Origin of the sequence: Microbispora sp. CSR-4 (genome assembly GCF_008033685.1) — a bacterium.
GTDB lineage: Bacteria > Actinomycetota > Actinomycetes > Streptosporangiales > Streptosporangiaceae > Microbispora.
The window spans coordinates 44701-61543 of record NZ_VJVX01000011.1; the positions used below are offsets into that span (position 1 = coordinate 44701).

Here is a 16843-nt window from a genome sequence, read left to right on the forward strand (position 1 = left end):
GGGAGACGCCATGAATCTCACCGTCCGAGAGGCCGTGCAGGAGACCCGGCAGGACACCCGGCAGGACACCCGGCAGGAGACCCGGCAGGAGACCCGGCAGGAGACCGGCGTGGTGCTGCGGGGCGCGGAGCTGGAGTATCGGCGGCACGGCGACTGCTGGGTGAGCCCGGTGGCCGGCCCGCACATCGGCGCGTGGCACTCCACGGTCGAGGCGGTCCGCATCCCCGCGGGCCGCCAGTGGTCGCCGCCCGGCGCGGCGGCGGCCGAGCAGGTCGCGGTCGTGCTGGCCGGCGCGGGCGTCGGCACCGTGGGCTACGAGATCAGCCGGATGCGCGCCGCCTCGGCGTTGTATTCGCCCGTGGGCAGCCCCTACTCCCTGTCGGCCGGCGACCGGGAGATGACCGTCTACGTCTGGAGCGCCGTGCCGTCCTCAGGCGGCACGGGCGCCGCGGGCCCGGCCCGGTTCCGCTCGCTCTGGAACGGCGAGACCTGGCTGACCCCGCCCGTGGCGAGCGTGCTGTTCCGGCCGGGAGCCGGTCGCGCGGGGCTCTGCCTGCGTTGCGGGATCATGCTGCCGGGCGAGACGCTCGGGGTGCGTCAGCACGAGGAGAGCGAGACCGTGTACTTCGTCTTCGAGGGTGAGGGGCAGTTCTACCTGCACGACCGGTGGGTGGAGCTGGGGCCGGGCGACGGCGTCTTCGCGCCGCCGGGCGTCCGGCACGGAGCCCGCAACCCCCACACGGGCCGCCTCGCCAGCCGCTTCGTCGTGTTCGGCGGCTCCGTGGCCGAATTGCCGTCATATCTGCATGATGGTGTGCCGGATTTGTGATGCGGTCGGTCGCAGTGATAGGGAAAACTGGGGGCGGAAAATCCGCCTCGCGCAATATGAGTGGTATCCGGTGCATCATCGACTTTCTCGAATCTCCATTATTTTCAACGGTGTCCACGTGAATGACCAAGCGATATCCAAACCAATCAATCTGTCACCGCGACCCGGCACGCGGGCGGCGTCATGCGACGCGTGAACCTCGGCGGGCAGGGCCTGGTCTCCACGAGCCTCGGGCTCGGCTGCACCGCGCTGACCGGCGCGTACGGCCCGGTCGACCACGATGAGGCGATGCGGGTCGTCATGCGCGCGCTCGACGGCGGCGTGTCGCTGATCGACCTGATCGACGCCGACGGCGAGGCCGAGCGCCTGGTGGGCAAGGCCGTCGCCCACCGGCGCGACGAGGCCCTGATCGCGGCGGCGCCCCATGGCCCCGGATACGGCCGCGCGGCCGGACGGACCGGCGCCGGCCACTGGGAGGGGCGAGACCACGTGTCCCGCCCCGAGGACCTCGGCCGCGCCTGCGACGCGTCTCTGGCCCGCCTGGGGATGGAGCAGATCGACCTGTTCGTGGTGGACCCCGGCGCCACCGGCGCGCCGATCGAGGAGACGATGGGCGTGGCCGGCCGCCTCCAGGACGCGGGGAAGATCGCGCACATCGGCGTTCGCGGCGTCGACGGAAACCGGTTGCGGCGCGCGCACGCGGCGCGGCCCGTCGCCGCCGTCGCAGTGGAGTACTCCCTGTGGCAGCGCCGGGCGGAGCTGGAGGTGCTGCCGGTGGCGCGCGAGCTGGGGATGGGCGTCGTCGCCGGCCGGCCGCTCGGCCGGGGCTTCCTGACCGGCCGGATCACCTCGCCGGTGCAGCTCGGCCCCGGAGACGTACGCCGCCTCGACCCGCGTTTCTCCCAGGAGAACCTGGAGGCGGAGCTGCAGCGGCTGCGCGACGCCCAGGGGGTGGCGGCCGACATGGACATCGGCATCGGGCGGCTGGCCATCGCCTGGCTGCTGGCGCGCGGCGACGACATCGTTCCGGTGCCGAGCACGCGCGACCTGGTCCATCTGGAGATGAACCTCACCGCGACCGGCATCCTGCTGCCCGAGCCGGTCAAGGCCCGCCTCGCAGGGACGTATCCGCTGCGGGAGGAGTGAGCTCGCCCCTGTCAGCTCACCTCAGGGACAGGTCACCCCCTGCCGGGGCCGCGGCGGGGGCCGTGGCGCAGGGGCTCAGAGGCTCAGGGACTCAGGGGTTCAGAGGCTCAGGGGTTCAAAGACTCAGGGGAACGAGCGCTGTCCCCGTACGGGGGTGTTCGGACGGGGGCGGGGCGCGGGCTGGTCGCGGCGCGGCGAGATGAGCGAGGCGGCGAGCGCCTTGTTGACCGCGTCGATCCGGGAGACCGCGCCGAGCTTGGTGAAGATGTTGTGCAGGTGCCTCTTGATCGTCGCCTCGGTGAGCGTGAGCCGGGTGGCGATCTGGTAGTTGCTCAGCGCCTGGGCGGCGAGTTCGAGGATCTCCCGCTCCCTGTCGGTCAGCACCACCTTCGATCCGCCCCCCTGCCCCTGGGCGAAGGAGTCGCGCGAGACGGCGAGCACGAGCCGGTCGGGCTCGTCCCTGACGCTCCTGACGGCCGAGATCAGCTCCTGGCGGTGCACGCTCTTGAGCAGGTAGCCGCGGATGCCCGCCGACAGCAGCCGGCTCAGCAGCTGCGGGCCGTCGTACATGCTGAGGATGATGATCTGCGACTCGGGCGAGATCGCGCGCATGCGGGTCACGGTCTGCGTGGCGTCGTCGCCGGGGATCTCGACGTCGAGGAGGACCACGTCGGGGTGCTCCCGCTCGACCAGGGCCACCGCTCCCTCGGAGTCGCCCGCTTCGCCGACGACCTCGAAGTCCTCCTGGGTCTCCAGGATCTCGCGTAGACCCTCCCTGAACAGCGCGTGGTCGTCGATGATGGCGATGCTGATCATTTTGTCCGATTCGCTCATGTGCCTAGCCCCGAGAAGGGCACGTACAGCTCGACGTGCGTGCCGTGGCCCGGCCTGCTGGTGATGGTGGTCGTCCCTCCGATGATCGCGGCCCGTTCCTGCATCGACATCAGGCCCACCCCGTCGGAGCGGCGGCCTCCTTCGTCGAAGCCCAGTCCGTTGTCCTCCACCGACGCCCGCAGCTCGTGAGGGGCGAAGGCGACCCGGATCAGCACCTTGGTGGGGTTGCCGTGGTTGAGCGCGTTCCTCGTCGCCTCACGCAGGATGAGGAAGGACTCGTCGCGCACCGTGGGGGAGGCCCATGTCTCGTCCCCGCTGACCCGCAGCCGGATGTCCACCTCGTCCATGTCCACGGTCTCGAGGTAGTACAGCAGGGCCTTCTCGAGGCTGTTGAGCGGCTCCTGCGGGTGCAGTTCGCTGGTGACCGCACGCAGGTTCTGCATGGTCTCCAGGATGGCCTGGTGGGCGGTCTCCACTTTGGCGGTCGCCGTCGCCGGCTTGGTCGCCCGGTGCAGATCGTACAGCTCCAGTTGCCGGTGGGCGACGCTGAGGCCGTGCCCGAGCCGGTCGTGCAGCTCCCTGGCGATCCGGCGGCGCTCCTCGACCTGGGCCTCGTGGACCTTGTCGAGCAGAAAGCTGGAGTAGCTGGCCGACGCCTCCCTGATCCGGGTCGTGATGCTGCGTTCCAGCCCGAGGACGACCAGCGTGAGCAGCCGCATCGACTCGGCGTCGCCGGGCATCCGCTCCATCAGGCAGGTCACGACCGCCTGGAACCATACCGACGCCGCGCGGAGCGACTCGTCCGGGTGGACCCCGCTCGCCGCCCTGGTCGCACCCACCTCCCACGCGATCATCTTGTGGGAGTCGCCCACCTTGATGGTGCCGGCCCGCAGCGTCTCCGCCACGTCGTCGAGGATCTGCTCCGCGTTCGCCATCGCCTGCCGCAGCGCGATCGGGTCGCGGCTGATCGGGCTGTCCAGGGCCGCGAGGTTCCGTGCGTACGCTTCCAGAATCTCGGAGCGATGCGCTTCAAGGAATGCCTCGAAGTCCGGGACCGCCGGTCCGAGTTCTCCGTCTCCCGCCAATGGACCCTCCGAGAGGAAGCGGACGAGTGCCTCCATCCTGGACTAAGCCGCACGCCCAGACAATAAGAATTGTGACACCAGTGGGAGAAGGACGGCCAAATGCACGGCGTATTGCGTTGTCATGAACGCCCGGTACGGCAGGCGGCGGCGCATCCGGGACCCCTGGGAAAGCGGAGTAAGCGTCACCACGACGAGCAGTGAGGCGCCGGTGAGCATCGCGACGGGCGCGAAGCCGAGTGGCACTCGCAACAGCAGCGCGACCGCGCAGAAAGCGAGCGCGACAGACGCGGCGACCGCCGACAGCAGCAGCCTGACCGGCCATTCTCCGCGGCTCACCGCGAACGTCACGCGCCCGGCGGAGCGGTCGCCCGCGATGTCGGGCAGGTCCTTCGCCGGCGAGCCGACCAGACCCATCCACAGCGAGGCCGCGACGGCGAACGCGGGCAGCGCGATCGCCTCCCGCCCGGAGGGGCCGGCCCCGCACGAGGTGTAGCCGGCGCAGTAGGAGAGCACCCCGGCCCCCCCGCCGATCACCGCCGTGGCGCTGGACCACTTCTTCAACTGGAAGGGCGGCGCCGAGTAGAGGTAGCCGAGCACGAGCACCGCCGTGACCAGCCAGATCATCGGCCCGCCGAGCAGCAGCGCGCCGAGCAGGGCGGCCGCGGCGGCGGCCCAGGCGATGACCCGGGCCTGGGCGGGGTCGAGGTCGCCGCGCGCGATCGGCCGGCGCGAGCCGTTGACACGGTCCTCCCGCACGTCCATCACGCCGTTGAACAGGTAGACGAAGAAGATCGCGAACTGCCACACCAGGGCCCCCGCCACGAGGCGGAACGGGTCGGCGGGGGCGAGCCCGGCGTCCAGGGCCGCGCCGGCGGCGAACCGCAGGAAGAAGATCGCCAGAACGGACGGGCGCGCCTCGGTCAGACACATTCCGAGGATTCGGAAAGGCGAAATCGAAATGGCCGGGAATGCTGCTCTGCTGATCGACATGTCCCGGAGTATGTGTCCGATTCAGGGGGTCGTTAAGAGGGCTGCCCGGGAGGTTGTACCGGGACTACAACTTTCGATACCCCTACCGATCGTACGGGTGATCCGGGGCGCACTCTAGTTGCTTCTCTCTTGCCCCTTGACCAGGGCGCTTGTAGCTTCGGCAGCGTACCGGTCAGCGAATCACCGGCAATTTGGACGGGCTTCCGGAAGGAAGTAGACGCGATTCGCGGACAGCTTTCGGATAAACGGTCGGTCGCGAATTCGGTGGCAAGTCGCCGGATGAGAAAGGAATTCCTCATGAGCAGCTCTCCTTCCCGTTACTCGGCCTTCACCCCCGTCCGCCTGGCGGACCGGCGCTGGCCGGACCGGACGATCGAGGCCGCCCCGCGATGGCTGTCCACCGACCTGCGCGACGGCAACCAGTCGCTCGTCAACCCGATGAGCCCGGAGCGCAAGCTCGCGATGTTCGACCTGCTCGTACGGATGGGTTACAAGGAGATCGAGGTCGGGTTCCCGGTCGCGAGCCAGGACGACCACGACTTCGTGCGCATGCTGATCGAGCAGGACCGGATCCCCGACGACGTGCGGATCTCGGTCCTGGTGCAGGCGCGCGACGAGCTGATCCGGCGGACCGTGGAGAGCCTGGCCGGCGCGCCCCGGGCCAACATCCACCTCTACAACGCGACGGCCCCGCTCTTCCGCCGGGTGGTCTTCGGCATGACGCGTGACGAGTGCCGCGACCTCGCCGTCGAGGGCACCCGCCTGATGATGAAGTACGCCGAGGCCACCCTGGGCGACTGCGACCTGGGGTTCCAGTATTCGCCGGAGCTGTTCAACGAGACCGAGCCCGAGTTCGCCCTCGAGGTCTGCGAGGCGGTCATGGACGTCTGGCAGCCGGAGGAGGGCCGGGAGATCATCCTCAACTTCCCGACGACGGTGGAGCGGTCGCTCCCGCACGTCTTCGCCGACCAGATCGAGTGGCTCGACCGCAACCTGTCGCGCCGCGAGCACGTCTGCCTGTCGATCCACCCGCACAACGACCGGGGCACCGGCGTGGCCGCCTCCGAGCTGGCCCTGCTGGCCGGCGCCCAGCGGATCGAGGGCTGCCTGTTCGGCAACGGCGAGCGGGCCGGCAACGTCTGCCTGGTCACGCTCGGCCTGAACATGTACACGCACGGGGTCGACCCCGGCATCGACTTCTCCGACATCACCGAGATCCGGCGCACGGTCGAATACTGCAACGAGATGCAGGTCAGCCCCCGCCACCCGTACGGCGGCGACCTCGTCTACACCGCCTTCTCCGGCTCCCACCAGGACGCCATCAAGAAGGGCTTCGACGCACTGGCCGTGGAGGCCGCCGAGGCCGGCGTCAGCGTCGACGACCTGCCGTGGCGCATGCCGTACCTGCCGATCGACCCCAAGGACGTCGGCCGCACGTACGAGGCCGTGGTGCGCATCAACAGCCAGTCGGGCAAGGGCGGCGTGGCCTACATCCTGAGCGCCTGGCACGGGCTGAACCTGCCCAAGAGCCTGCAGGCGGAGTTCGCCCGCGTCGTGCAGGCCCACGCGGACGGCACGGGCGGCGAGATCACCCCGGCCGTCGTGCGCGACCTGTTCGACCAGGAGTACCTGTCGCGGACCGAGATCACCGTGCCGCTCGGGCTCGGCGGACGGCCGCTGCAGACCACGCTCTACATCGACGGCGCGCGCTTCGACATCGCCGGGTCGCGGGCCGACGCGATCCGCACCCTGGGCGCCCGGCTGGCGGTCTGGAACGTGGACGTGCAGATGGTCCACCGCACCGGCGTGGAGGCCGCGGCCGGCAGCGCGGAGGACCGGGAGGTCGCGGTCTACGCCGAGTGCGTGATCGACGGACGGCAGGTCTGGGGTGTGGGCCTCGACCACGACGTGGTCGCCGCGTCCTTCGCGGCCGTCCGCTCGGCACTGGCCCGCGCGGGCGAATCGAACGCGGAAGGCGCGGCGGAGCGGGCCGGCGAGAGCGTTTCCGCTCGAATGACGCTGGTCGGCTGATCGGCCAAATCTAGACCAAATATAGAAGGTTAACAGCAAGTCACGGCAATTGTGAAACCCGGCCGTGCGGCCGGGAAACGAACGAAATTCGGGAGGCTCATTATGGCCCTGGTTGAGCGGGAAGAGGTGTTGGCCTCCCTTGAGGACATGCTGGCCGACGCCGTCACCGGCAGAGGGAAGATCGCGATCGTCGGCGGGCCCGTCGCGACGGGCAAGACCGCACTGCTCAACACGCTGGTCGAGGACGCGCTGGAGCACGGCGCCCTGCCGCTGACCGCGACCTGCTCGCAGTCGGAGTCGGGACTGGCGCTGGCCGTGCTGTCGCAGATCCTGCACAACGCGCCGCTCACCCCCGAGGAGGAGGAGCGCACCCGCAACCTGCTGCGCGAGGGCGCCCGCTGCGCCATGTCGGCCGACCCGCTCGCCGACTACGTCGACCAGGTGGACGCCCACATCGTGCACGCCCTGTGCATGGTGCTCCTCGAACTCGCCGAGCGGCACCCCCTCATGATCGTGGTGGACGACATCCAGCACGCCGACCGCGCCTCGCAGCTCTGCCTGGCCTACCTCGCCCGCCGGCTGCGCTTCGCCCACATCCTGGCGATCTTCAGCCAGTCGGAGGAGACGTGGAACGCCCCGTCGCTGTTCCAGACCGAGCTGCTGCGCCAGCCGCACTGCCGCCGCCTCCCGCTGTCGGCCCTGTCCCGCGAGGGTGTCGAGATCATGGCCGCCGACATCGTGGGCGACGACGTCGCCCGGCGGTTCGCCGCGGACTGGCACGCGGTCAGCGGCGGCAACCCGCTGCTCGTGGGCGCGCTCATCGAGGACCACCTCGCCGCGGCCGACGCCGGAGGAGCCCCGGCGCCGAGCGAGACGGACGCCGCGATCGACGAGATCGTCACGGGCGACGCCTATCGCCAGGCGGTGCAGTCGTGCCTGCGCCGAGGCCATCCGCTCGCGGCCCGCGTCGCCCGGGGCCTGGCCGTCGCCGGCGACCCCGGCCACCTCGACCGGCTGCTCGACCTCGACGCCGGCGTCGTCGTCCAGGCGCTCAACGCGCTGCACAACGCCGGACTGGTCGGCGCCGACCTCCACCTGCGCCACCCCCAGGCGCGCGCCGCCGTGCTCGCCGACCTCGACCGGCACGAGCGGACCGACCTGCACCGCAGGGCCGCCGAGCTGGCCTACGGCCAGGGCGCCCCGGCCGCCGTGATCGCCGAGCACCTGCTGGCCGCCCAGCACAACGGGGGGCCCTGGGCCGTACCGATCCTGGAGGAGGCGGCCCGGCAGGCGCTCAGCGAGGGACGCGTCGAGCCCGCCGTCGACTACCTGCGCCTGGCCGACGGGGCCTGCACCGACGACCAGCGCCGCGCCACCATCAAGACGACGCTGGTGCGGGCGGAGTGGCGGCTCAACCCCAGCGCCCCCGCCGCCCATCTCGATGAGCTCACCGACGCCATGCACCGCGGCCACCTGCGCGGCTCGGACGCGGTCGTGCTGGCCAAGGCGCTGCTGTGGCACGGCAGGTTCGACGACGCCCGCGACGTGCTCGACCACCTGGGCCGGATCGGCTCGATCATGGACGCGGAGACGGTGGCCGAGATCCGTGCCGCCCGGCCGTGGCTGCGCTGCTCCTACACACCGTTCCTGGCGCACCTCCCGAGGGTCACCGACATGAGCACGCAGGCGCCGCCGTCCGCGCCGGTCATCGGCCGGCTGGAGGCCGCCACCGCGCTCGCGTCGGTGCTCACCAAGGGCCCGCACCCGCAGACGTTCGCCGACGTGGAGCGCATCCTGCGCAGCTCCCGCCTCGACGACATGTCGATGGACGCCGTCGAGTGCGCCCTGCTCGCGCTGATCTATGGTGAGCGGCCCGACCTGGCCGCTCCCTGGTGCGACCTGTTCTTCGAGGAGGCCGCCAGCCGGCGCGCCCCCAGCAGGCAGGCCCGCCTCGCGGCGCTGCGTGCCGAGATCAGCCTGCGGCAGGGCGACCTCGAGGGCGCGGAGGGCCTCGCCCAGACGGCCGTACGGCTCATCCCGCCGACGAGCTGGGGGGTCGCGGTCGGCGCCCCGCTGTCGGTGCTGCTGACGGCCGTGACCGCGATGGGCCGGCTCGACGAGGCCGTGCAGCTCGTGAACCAGCCCGTGCCCGAGGCCATGCTGCAGACCCGATACGGCCTGCACTACCTGAACGCGCGGGGCCGCTACCACCTCGCGACGGGCGACCTCGGCATGGCGCTGCGCGACTTCCAGACGTGCGGCGAGCTGATGGGCTCCTGGAGCCTCGACTCGCCGGGGCTGGTCTCCTGGCGTACGGGCGCGGCCGAGGCGCTGATCGGCATGGGCCGCGCGGAGCGGGCCCGGCCGCTGCTGGACGAGCACGTGGCGCGCTGCGCCCCCGGCCCGGTCCGCGCCCGCGGCACCGGCCTGCGGCTGACCGCCGCCGCGAGCGAGCCCCGGCAGCGTCCCCCGCTGCTGCGCCGCGCCGCCGACATGCTCCAGGCGAGCGGCGACCAGTACGAGCTGGCCCGCGCCCTGGCCGACCTCGCCGACGCCTACCAGGCGGTGGGGGAGCTGCGCCGCGCCCGTACGGTCGCCAGGCAGGCGCAGCGGATCGCCGAGGAGTGCGAGGCCATCCCGCTGGTCAACGCGCTCACCCAGGGCAGCCCCGGGCAGCCGGCCGAGCCGCCCCGCACGGAGAGCGGCCCGTCCACGCTCAGCGAGGCCGAGCGCCGGGTGGCCGCGCTCGCCGCGGTCGGATACACCAACCGCGAGATCGCCGACAAGCTCTACATCACGGTCAGCACGGTCGAGCAGCACCTGACCCGGATCTACCGCAAGCTCAACGTCACCCGCCGCTCCGACCTGCCCGCCAGCCTCGAGTTCAGCACCTCCGCCTGAGACCGCTCCACGCCCTCGGCCGGCCGGGAGACCCCCGGCCGGCCACTTCCCTGACTGGAAGGTGAACGCGCATGACTCAGACGAGCGTCACACCTGTCACCCCTGCCGCCACATCGGCCGCCCCACCGGCGGGCCGTCTCACTGCGGCCCAGGGCACCGCGATGTACGTCGGCGCGGTGCTCGGCACGGGCGTCATCGCCCTGCCCGCGCTCGCCGCCCAGGCGGCCGGACCGGCGTCGCTGCTGGCCTGGCTCGGCCTGGTCGTGCTGTCGGCCCCGCTGGCCGCGGCGTTCGCCGCGCTCGGCGCGCGCCACCCGGACTCCGGCGGCGTCTCCACCTACGCCCGCCTCGCCTTCGGCGACCGGGCCGCGGTCGTCGTCGGCTGGTGCTTCTACTTCGCGATCCCGCCGAGCGCCGCCGCCGCGGCCCTGTTCGGCGGCGAGTACGTCGCCGCGGCGGTGGGCGGCGGAACCGGCACCGCGACGCTGACCGCGGCGGGCCTGATGGCGGTCGTGACCGTGTCGAACGCCTCCGGCCTGCGGGTGACCGGCCGGGTCCAGCTCGGGCTGGCCGGGCTGCTCGTCGCGTTGCTCGTCGTCGCCGTGGCGCTGTCGCTCCCGCACGCCGACCTGGCCAACCTGCGGCCGTTCGCCCCGAACGGCTGGACGGCCATCGCCCCGGCGGCGGCCCTGCTCGTGTGGAGCTTCGCCGGCTGGGAGGCGATCACGCACCTCGCGGCCGACTTCCGCAGGCCGTCAAGGGACCTGCCCAGGGCCGCCGCGGCGGCCGTCGTGCTCGTCGGCGTCCTGTACCTGTCGGTGGCCTTCGCCACGGTCGCGGTCCTCGGCCCGGCCGCCGGAGGTGCGCGGGCGCCCCTCGGCGACCTGCTGGCCCTCGGCCTCGGCGGCAACGCCCGGCTGCTGGCCGCCGCCGCCGCGCTGCTGCTGACGCTCGGCGCGATGAACGCGTACTGGGCCGGTGCGGCCAAGCTCGGCGCCGCCCTCGGGCGCGACGGCGCCCTGCCCGGCTGGCTGTCCCGCGGCAGCGTCGCGGGGGAGGTGCCCCGGCGCAGCCTCACGGTCGTCGCCGTGCTGTCCTTCCTGGCGCTCGCCGTCGTGTACGCGGCGGGGACGGGCATCCGGCCGCTGGTGCTGATGACCAACGGGTCGTTCGTGGTGGTCTACGCGATCGGCGTGGCGGCCGCGATCCGGCTGCTGCCGCGCGGCCGGGCCAGGGCCGCCGCCCTGCTCGCGCTCGTGGCGGTCGCCCTGCTGGTCGCCGCGTCGGGCGTCTACCTCGTCTGGCCGCTGCTGGTCGGCGGCGCCGCCCTGGCGTACGCGCGGTTCGTCCGCAGGGAGGAGGCCGTACCCGGGGGTGAGCAGCCCGACCATTGACGAAAGTGGAGGGTCACCGGCGACCTTCCGAGAGTGCCCGCCGTGCCGTCCGGTCTCTAGGGTCTAGGGGCCGGACGGCACGGCGGGCAGCGGCACGAAAGGGAACCGGTGGGGAACCAGATCGAGGACGTTCCGGACATCAGCGCGGAGTGGTACCGGGAGATCACGGCGTTCGCCCTGCACACCCCCGGGTGGGTGCGCGACGCGGCGGCGGTCGCGACGGACGCCGTCCCCGTGATCCTCTTCGCGCTCCTCGTCTTCGGCTGGTGGCGGGCGCGGCGCGGGGACGACCGCACGATGGCGCTCGCCCTGCTCGCACCGGTCGCGGTGGTGACGGCCTACCTCGCGAGCGAGGGCGTCAAGAGCGTGCTGCGGCTGCACCGCCCCTGCTGGGACCTCACCGACGTGGTCACGGTGGCGACCTGCCCGCCGTACGGCGACTGGTCGCTGCCGAGCAACCACGCGACGTTCGCCGCGGCGGCGGCCGTCGGGCCGGCCGTCCTGTGGCGCGGCGTTGTGGCGGTGGTGGCGCCGGTGCTCGCGCTGCTGGAGGCGTTCTCCCGGGTCTTCGTCGGCGTGCACTATCCCCACGACGTGGCGGCGGGGCTGCTGCTCGGCGCGCTGGTCGCGCCGGTGGTCCTGCCGGCCCTGCGGAGCCCGGCGACCGCGCTGATCTCCGCGATGCGGCGGCGCCCGGCGCTGGCGGTGCTGGTGGCTACGGGCCGCCCGCCACCCGGACGAACCCGTGCAGGGTGCGGGCGCTGGCGTGGCCGGACAGGGACATGAGCATCGGCGCCGACCAGCCGTCCTCGCCGAGGTGGGCCAGGCGCGAGTGGCGCAGGCGGTGGAGGGTGTAGCCGCCGCCCTCCGGGTCGAGCTCCGCGGTGGCCCGTTTGAACAGATACTCCGCCCGCTCGTACGACAGGCGGCCCCGGCCCGTGTGGGGGCACAGGTCGGCCGCCGCCGGCATGCGGCCCGGCCCCGGCCTGCGGTCGGCGAGGAACAGCGGGCCACGGCGGCGGTCGCCGACGAGGAGGGGAAGGAGCGCGGCCGTGCCGGACTGCCAGCGCAGCCAGTGACCCCTGGCCTTCACCTCGCCGCGCATGCCGGGCAGGTCGAGGTGCTCCACGTTGAGCGAGAGCGCCCATTCCGCCGGGGCCGCGCTCTCGTACAGCAGCAGCCAGAGTGTGCGCTCGCGCAGCGGGAGGTCCTGCCGCTCCCACAGGCTCTCCAGGCGCGACCGGTCGATGGGGCGGGTGCGGCCACGGGGTTCGGGCCGCCGGTCGAGCGGGGCGGCGAGGTCCGCGGCGGCCCAGCCGCGCTCGGCCGCCCACGCGGCGAACGACCGCAGCGCCGCGCGGTGCCGGTTCCAGGTCGCGCCCGCCGCCGTGCCCCACGCCGCGGCGAAGACCTCGGTGATCCGGTCGGACGTCACGTCGCGCAGCGGGACGTCTTCGCCGAGGTGCCGGCACAGCCGCGTCAGAGTCTGGTTGTAGGACCGGACGGTGTCGGCGCTCAGACCTGGCCGGGTGAGGAAGAGCGTCATCGCCCCGCCGAGGGTGACGTCCCCGCCCGCCGTCTGCCGCCCTGCGGCCCTTGCGGACAGTGAATTCGCGGGTTCGGCGTTCTCGGCGCACGTCGCGGCGCGGCGCAGCAGCACCGCCCGTTCGGCGGTGTTGCGGGTGAGGGACGCGGCGCGTTCGAACTCCGCACGGGCTTCGTCGTGCCGGCCGAGCCGGGCCAGCAGGTCCCCGCGTACGGCGGGCAGCAGGTGATAGCCCTTGAGCGCCGGTTCTCCGGTCAGCGTGTCCACCAGCGTGAGACCGGCGCGCGGACCATGGGCCATGGCCAGCGCGACCGCGCGGTTGAGCTGGACCACCGGCGTGGGCAGCACCCTGACGAGGGCCTCGTAGAGCGCCGCGATCTGCGGCCAGTCGGTCTCCTCCGGGGTGGCGGCCCGCGCGTGGCAGGCCGCGATGGCCGCCTGCAGCACGTACGGGCCGAGGGGGCCGCCCGCCTGCCGCGCCCGCAGCAGCGCCGCGAAGCCACGCCGGATGAGCAGCGGGTCCCAGCGCCCCCGGTTCTGCTCGTGCAGCACGACAGGCTCCCCCGACGGGCCGGTGCGCGCGGCGGAGCGCGACTGCTGCAGTTCCATCAGCGCGACCAGGCCGTGCACTTCGGCCTCGTCCGGGGCCAGATCGGCCAGGAGGCGGCCCAGGCGCAGCGCCTCCAGGCACAGGGACGGGCGCATCAGGTCGTCGCCCGCCGTCGCCGAATATCCCTCGTTGAACACGAGATAGATCACTTCGAGCACCGACGACAGCCGGGCCGCCCGCTCGGGCCCCGATGGCACCTCGAAGGGGACGTGCGCGTCGGCGAGCGCCCGCTTGGCCCGCACGATCCGCTGCGCGACGGCGCTCTCGGAGACGAGGAAGGCCCGCGCGATCTCGTCGGTCCGCAGGCCGCCGATCAGCCGCAGCGTGAGCGCGACCCGGGCCTCGGTGGACAGCACCGGGTGACAGGAGACGAACATCAGCCGGAGGACGTCGTCGCCGATCTCCCCGTCGAGAGCGTCCACCACCTCGTCCACGTCGCGTTCACCCTCGTCGGGGCGGGTGGTCAGATCGTGGGCGAGCAACTCCTGCCCGCGGTCGCGCCGCTCCTCCCGGCGCAGGTGGTCGACGGCCCGGCGCTTGGCGACGGCCATGAGCCAGGCGCCCGGGTTGTCCGGGACGCCCGCCTCGGGCCACTGCTCCAGCGCCGTGAGAACGGCGTCCTGCGCCAGCTCCTCCGCCAGGCCGACGTCGCCGATCATCCGTACGAGACCGGCGACGATCCTCGCGGACTCCATCTTCCAGACGGCGTCCACGACGCGATGGGCGTCCAGGGAGGTCACCCGACCGATGACAGCATCGGCCCGTCCGCCGCGCAACCCGGCGCGTACGCCGCCGGAGGCCGGACGCCTGCCTGGTCACGGCCTCGCCGGCGCTCTCCGGGTGTCAGCGGGGGCCGTCCTCGGGGGCGTCTCCGGGGGCGTCTCCGGGGGCGTCTTCGGGGCCGAACACCTGCTGGATCAAGCCCTCGCCGTCACCGACGATCTTCCAGAAGCGGCGGGCCAGCTCCACGGCCTCCTCACGGGAGCGCGCCTCGACCAGGGCGAAGCTGACGATCGCCTCCTTCGCCTCCGTGAAGGGGCCGTCCGTCACGGTGATCTCGCCCCCGGAGGAGACCATCCGCACCCCGCCCGGCTCCAGCCCACCCGTGGCGAGCAGCACGCCGGCCCGGGTCATCTCCTCGATGAAGGCGCCCATCTCGGCCATCATCGCCGCGTCCGGGGTGCGGGAGCCGCCCTTGGTGGTCATCAGAAACCGCATCGTCGTTCTCCTTCTTTCTCTGGTCCTGTGGCCGGCCGGGCCGTTCGCCGGTCCCTGCCGTCACCTCCACGTCGTACGGGCCGGGCCGGAATCGACAGGCTCCGATCCTGGCACGCCGTGACCTGGGCCGACGCCTCGATGTGACAGGGAATGCGCATGTGACAGGGAATGCGCATTCGCGACCGTTATCGCAGGTGGGCGGGGTTGAAGGGCGGCCGGGCGGCGGAAGCGGGCGCGGTTGGTCGAATCGCGCCGCCGCCGTTCGACGCGTGAGCGAGGCCGGACACCACCCCGGCCAGGACACCGAAGGCCGGACGAGCCAACCCCCGGCCGGGACACCGAAGAAGGGAACGGCCATGACCGCCACGCAGGACACCGCCCAGCCCACGACCCAGCTCACCTCTCAGCTCACCTCTCGGCCGACGTCTCGGCTCATCGGGCGGCAGGCCGCACGGCGCTCCGCATCGGGCACCCCGGGCTCGTCGGGCGCGGCGGGGGCGACGGGTGCCACGAGCCCGGCGGGCTCCACGGGATCGACGCGTGCGCTGCTCACCTGCGCCGCGCTCACCACGCCCGTCTTCGGGATCGTCTCGCTGACGCAGGCGTTCACCCGCGAGGGGTTCGACCTGCTCCGTCACCCGCTGAGCATGCTCAGCACCGGCGACCTCGGGTGGCTGCAGATCGCCAACTTCTGGATCACCGCCGTCCTGACGGCCGCCGGGGCGATCGGACTGCGCCGGGTCATGCGCGGCACGCCCGGAGGGACGTGGGCGCCCAGGCTGCTGCTCGTCGAGGGCGCCGGACTCGCGGCGGCCGGGGTCTTCAGCATGGACCCGGGCGACGGCTTCCCCGCGGGCACCCCGCTGGGTGCCCCGGCCGGGATGAGCTGGCACGCGATGCTGCACATGGCGGCCGGCTCGGTGGCCTTCACCTCGCTCATCGCGGCCTGCTTCGTGCTCGGCCGGCACTTCACCCGCGCCGGGCGGGCCCGGCATGCGGTGGCCTCCCGGCTCGCCGGCCTGGCTCTCCTGCTGGGCAACGGGTGGGCCATGTCCGGCGGGCGGGCCGGTTCCCTCACCCTGTGCGTCGGCGTGCTCGTCGCGATGGCCTGGGTCTCGGTGGTCGCCGCCGTCAAGCGCGCGGACCTCACGGGTGACGCCGCACGACGCTGACCACTCCGAGGCGGACCGGCGCAGACCAGTTCCGCGCTGACCTGCCCCGTGCTGACCGGCCCGACGCTGACCCGCCCCGTGCTGACCAGTCCGGCGCTGAAAGTCCGGCACTGACTCCGGCCACGCGCTGACCCTGGCCACGCGTCGGCCCCGCCGACGCGGAGACCGCGCAGAGCTCCCGGTGTAAACCACTGGGAGCTCTGCGCGGTCTGGTGATACGTTCTGCGTCGCCGTGCATTGCCGCGACCCGAGGAGGTGAGACCGATCAACGCTGTGTCAGGTCGGGGCTCCCTCCGTCGCATGGTCTAGGGAGCGCCCGCAGAAGGCATCCCGAAAGGCGTGTAACGCGTTGCGTTTCATTTCTCGGACGTCGTCGGACGGCGTCACCGAACAGCAGTTCTTCCTCGGCGAGATCCCCGGTGTGCTGTGGACACCGGAAGGCGCCGCCGGGGCTCGTCCCCTGATCCTGATGGGCCACGGCGGCGGGCAGCACAAGAAGGCCCCCGGCGTCGTGGAGCGCGCCCGCCGCTTCGTCGCCGAGGGCGGCTTCGCGGTGGTCGCGGTCGACGCGCCCAACCATGGCGACCGGCCGAAAACAGAGGAGTTCGCCCGGGTCGCGGCCGGATTGCGGGCCGGCATGGCCGCGGGTGAGGACGTCGCCCCGCATCTCGCCACCATGCACACGTTCCTGGCCGGTCACGCCGTGCCGGAATGGCAGGCGGTCGTGACCGTGGCGCAGAAGCTCGACGTCGTCGGCACCGGCCCTGTGGGCTACTTCGGCATGTCGATGGGCTGCGGGCTCGGCGTGCCCTTCGTCGCAGCGGAGCCCCGGGTCCGCGCGGCGGTGCTGGGCCTGCTGGGCGTGGACGGGCTGGCCGAGGACGCCGCCCGGGTCACCGTTCCGGTCCGGTTCCTGCTCCAGTGGGACGACGACAGGGTGCCGCGAGACCGGGCCCTGGCGCTGTTCGACGCTCTGGGGCCGGCCGACAAGACGCTGCACGCCAATCCCGGCGGCCATGGGGAGATCCCCGAGTTCGAGACCGGCAGCTCGCTGCGGTTCTTCGCGCGGCACCTCGGTTAGCGCCTG

The 16843-nt window shown here is 72.7% G+C and carries 13 protein-coding genes; 8 read left to right on the top strand and 5 right to left on the bottom strand.

Going from position 1 to position 16843, the window contains the following annotated elements:
- The first annotated feature begins 10 nt into the window (after positions 1-10).
- Positions 11-829 (top strand): cupin domain-containing protein, encoded by an 819-nt coding sequence (locus FLV34_RS41360; protein ID WP_222709473.1) that lies wholly within the window; start codon positions 11-13, stop codon positions 827-829.
- Between the two features lie 183 nt (positions 830-1012).
- Positions 1013-1975 carry an aldo/keto reductase gene (locus FLV34_RS11430; protein WP_147943043.1) on the top strand — a complete coding sequence of 321 codons (963 nt, stop codon included), beginning with the start codon at positions 1013-1015 and terminating at the stop codon, positions 1973-1975.
- A 123-nt stretch (positions 1976-2098) separates the two neighbouring features.
- Here the strand turns inward: FLV34_RS11430 and FLV34_RS11435 are convergent, their stop codons facing one another.
- The 3 genes from FLV34_RS11435 to FLV34_RS11445 are packed head-to-tail and all read right to left on the bottom strand — an operon-like array spanning position 2099 to position 4824.
- Positions 2099-2809 carry a response regulator transcription factor gene (locus FLV34_RS11435; RefSeq protein ID WP_147943044.1) on the bottom strand — a complete coding sequence of 237 codons (711 nt, stop codon included), beginning with the start codon at positions 2807-2809 and terminating at the stop codon, positions 2099-2101.
- Entirely contained in the window at positions 2806-3894 is a 1089-nt protein-coding gene (locus tag FLV34_RS11440) for a sensor histidine kinase (RefSeq protein WP_168066190.1), read from the bottom strand. The genes FLV34_RS11435 and FLV34_RS11440 overlap by 4 nt, the downstream gene beginning before the upstream one ends.
- A 42-nt stretch (positions 3895-3936) precedes the next feature.
- Positions 3937-4824, bottom strand: a complete 888-nt coding sequence (locus tag FLV34_RS11445; RefSeq protein WP_187280608.1) for a UbiA family prenyltransferase — start codon at positions 4822-4824, stop codon at positions 3937-3939.
- Between the two features lie 357 nt (positions 4825-5181).
- Here FLV34_RS11445 and leuA point away from each other — a divergent pair, with 357 nt between their 5' ends.
- The 4 genes from leuA to FLV34_RS11465 all read left to right on the top strand — a co-directional run bounded on the left by leuA (position 5182) and on the right by FLV34_RS11465 (position 11996).
- A complete protein-coding gene (gene leuA, locus FLV34_RS11450) occupies positions 5182-6915 on the top strand; it encodes a 2-isopropylmalate synthase (RefSeq protein WP_187280609.1) in 1734 nt (577 codons plus the stop codon).
- 102 nt (positions 6916-7017) lie between these two features.
- Positions 7018-9816 carry a LuxR family transcriptional regulator gene (locus FLV34_RS11455; protein WP_142649415.1) on the top strand — a complete coding sequence of 933 codons (2799 nt, stop codon included), beginning with the start codon at positions 7018-7020 and terminating at the stop codon, positions 9814-9816.
- A gap of 71 nt (positions 9817-9887) precedes the next feature.
- The gene (locus FLV34_RS11460) at positions 9888-11210 is read left to right on the top strand and encodes an APC family permease (RefSeq protein ID WP_142649414.1); all 1323 of its coding nucleotides are present in this window, start codon (positions 9888-9890) and stop codon (positions 11208-11210) included.
- A 108-nt stretch (positions 11211-11318) separates the two neighbouring features.
- Entirely contained in the window at positions 11319-11996 is a 678-nt protein-coding gene (locus tag FLV34_RS11465; protein ID WP_142649413.1) for a phosphatase PAP2 family protein, read from the top strand.
- Here the strand turns inward: FLV34_RS11465 and FLV34_RS11470 are convergent.
- Complete coding sequence (locus tag FLV34_RS11470) at positions 11926-14106, bottom strand: DUF6596 domain-containing protein (protein ID WP_260617375.1); 2181 nt, start codon at positions 14104-14106, stop codon at positions 11926-11928. The genes FLV34_RS11465 and FLV34_RS11470 overlap by 71 nt on opposite strands.
- A 103-nt stretch (positions 14107-14209) precedes the next feature.
- Complete coding sequence (locus FLV34_RS11475; RefSeq protein WP_142649412.1) at positions 14210-14584, bottom strand: YciI family protein; 375 nt, start codon at positions 14582-14584, stop codon at positions 14210-14212.
- Positions 14585-14940: 356 nt separating this feature from the next.
- On the opposite strand from FLV34_RS11475, the gene FLV34_RS11480 reads away from it, so the two are divergent.
- Together FLV34_RS11480 and FLV34_RS11485 are read left to right on the top strand one after the other, a co-directional pair.
- Entirely contained in the window at positions 14941-15756 is an 816-nt protein-coding gene (locus FLV34_RS11480) for a DUF998 domain-containing protein (protein WP_147943047.1), read from the top strand.
- Positions 15757-16105: 349 nt separating this feature from the next.
- Positions 16106-16837, top strand: coding sequence for a dienelactone hydrolase family protein (locus FLV34_RS11485; RefSeq protein ID WP_147943048.1), 732 nt, complete (start codon positions 16106-16108; stop codon positions 16835-16837).
- Positions 16838-16843 lie beyond the last annotated feature (6 nt).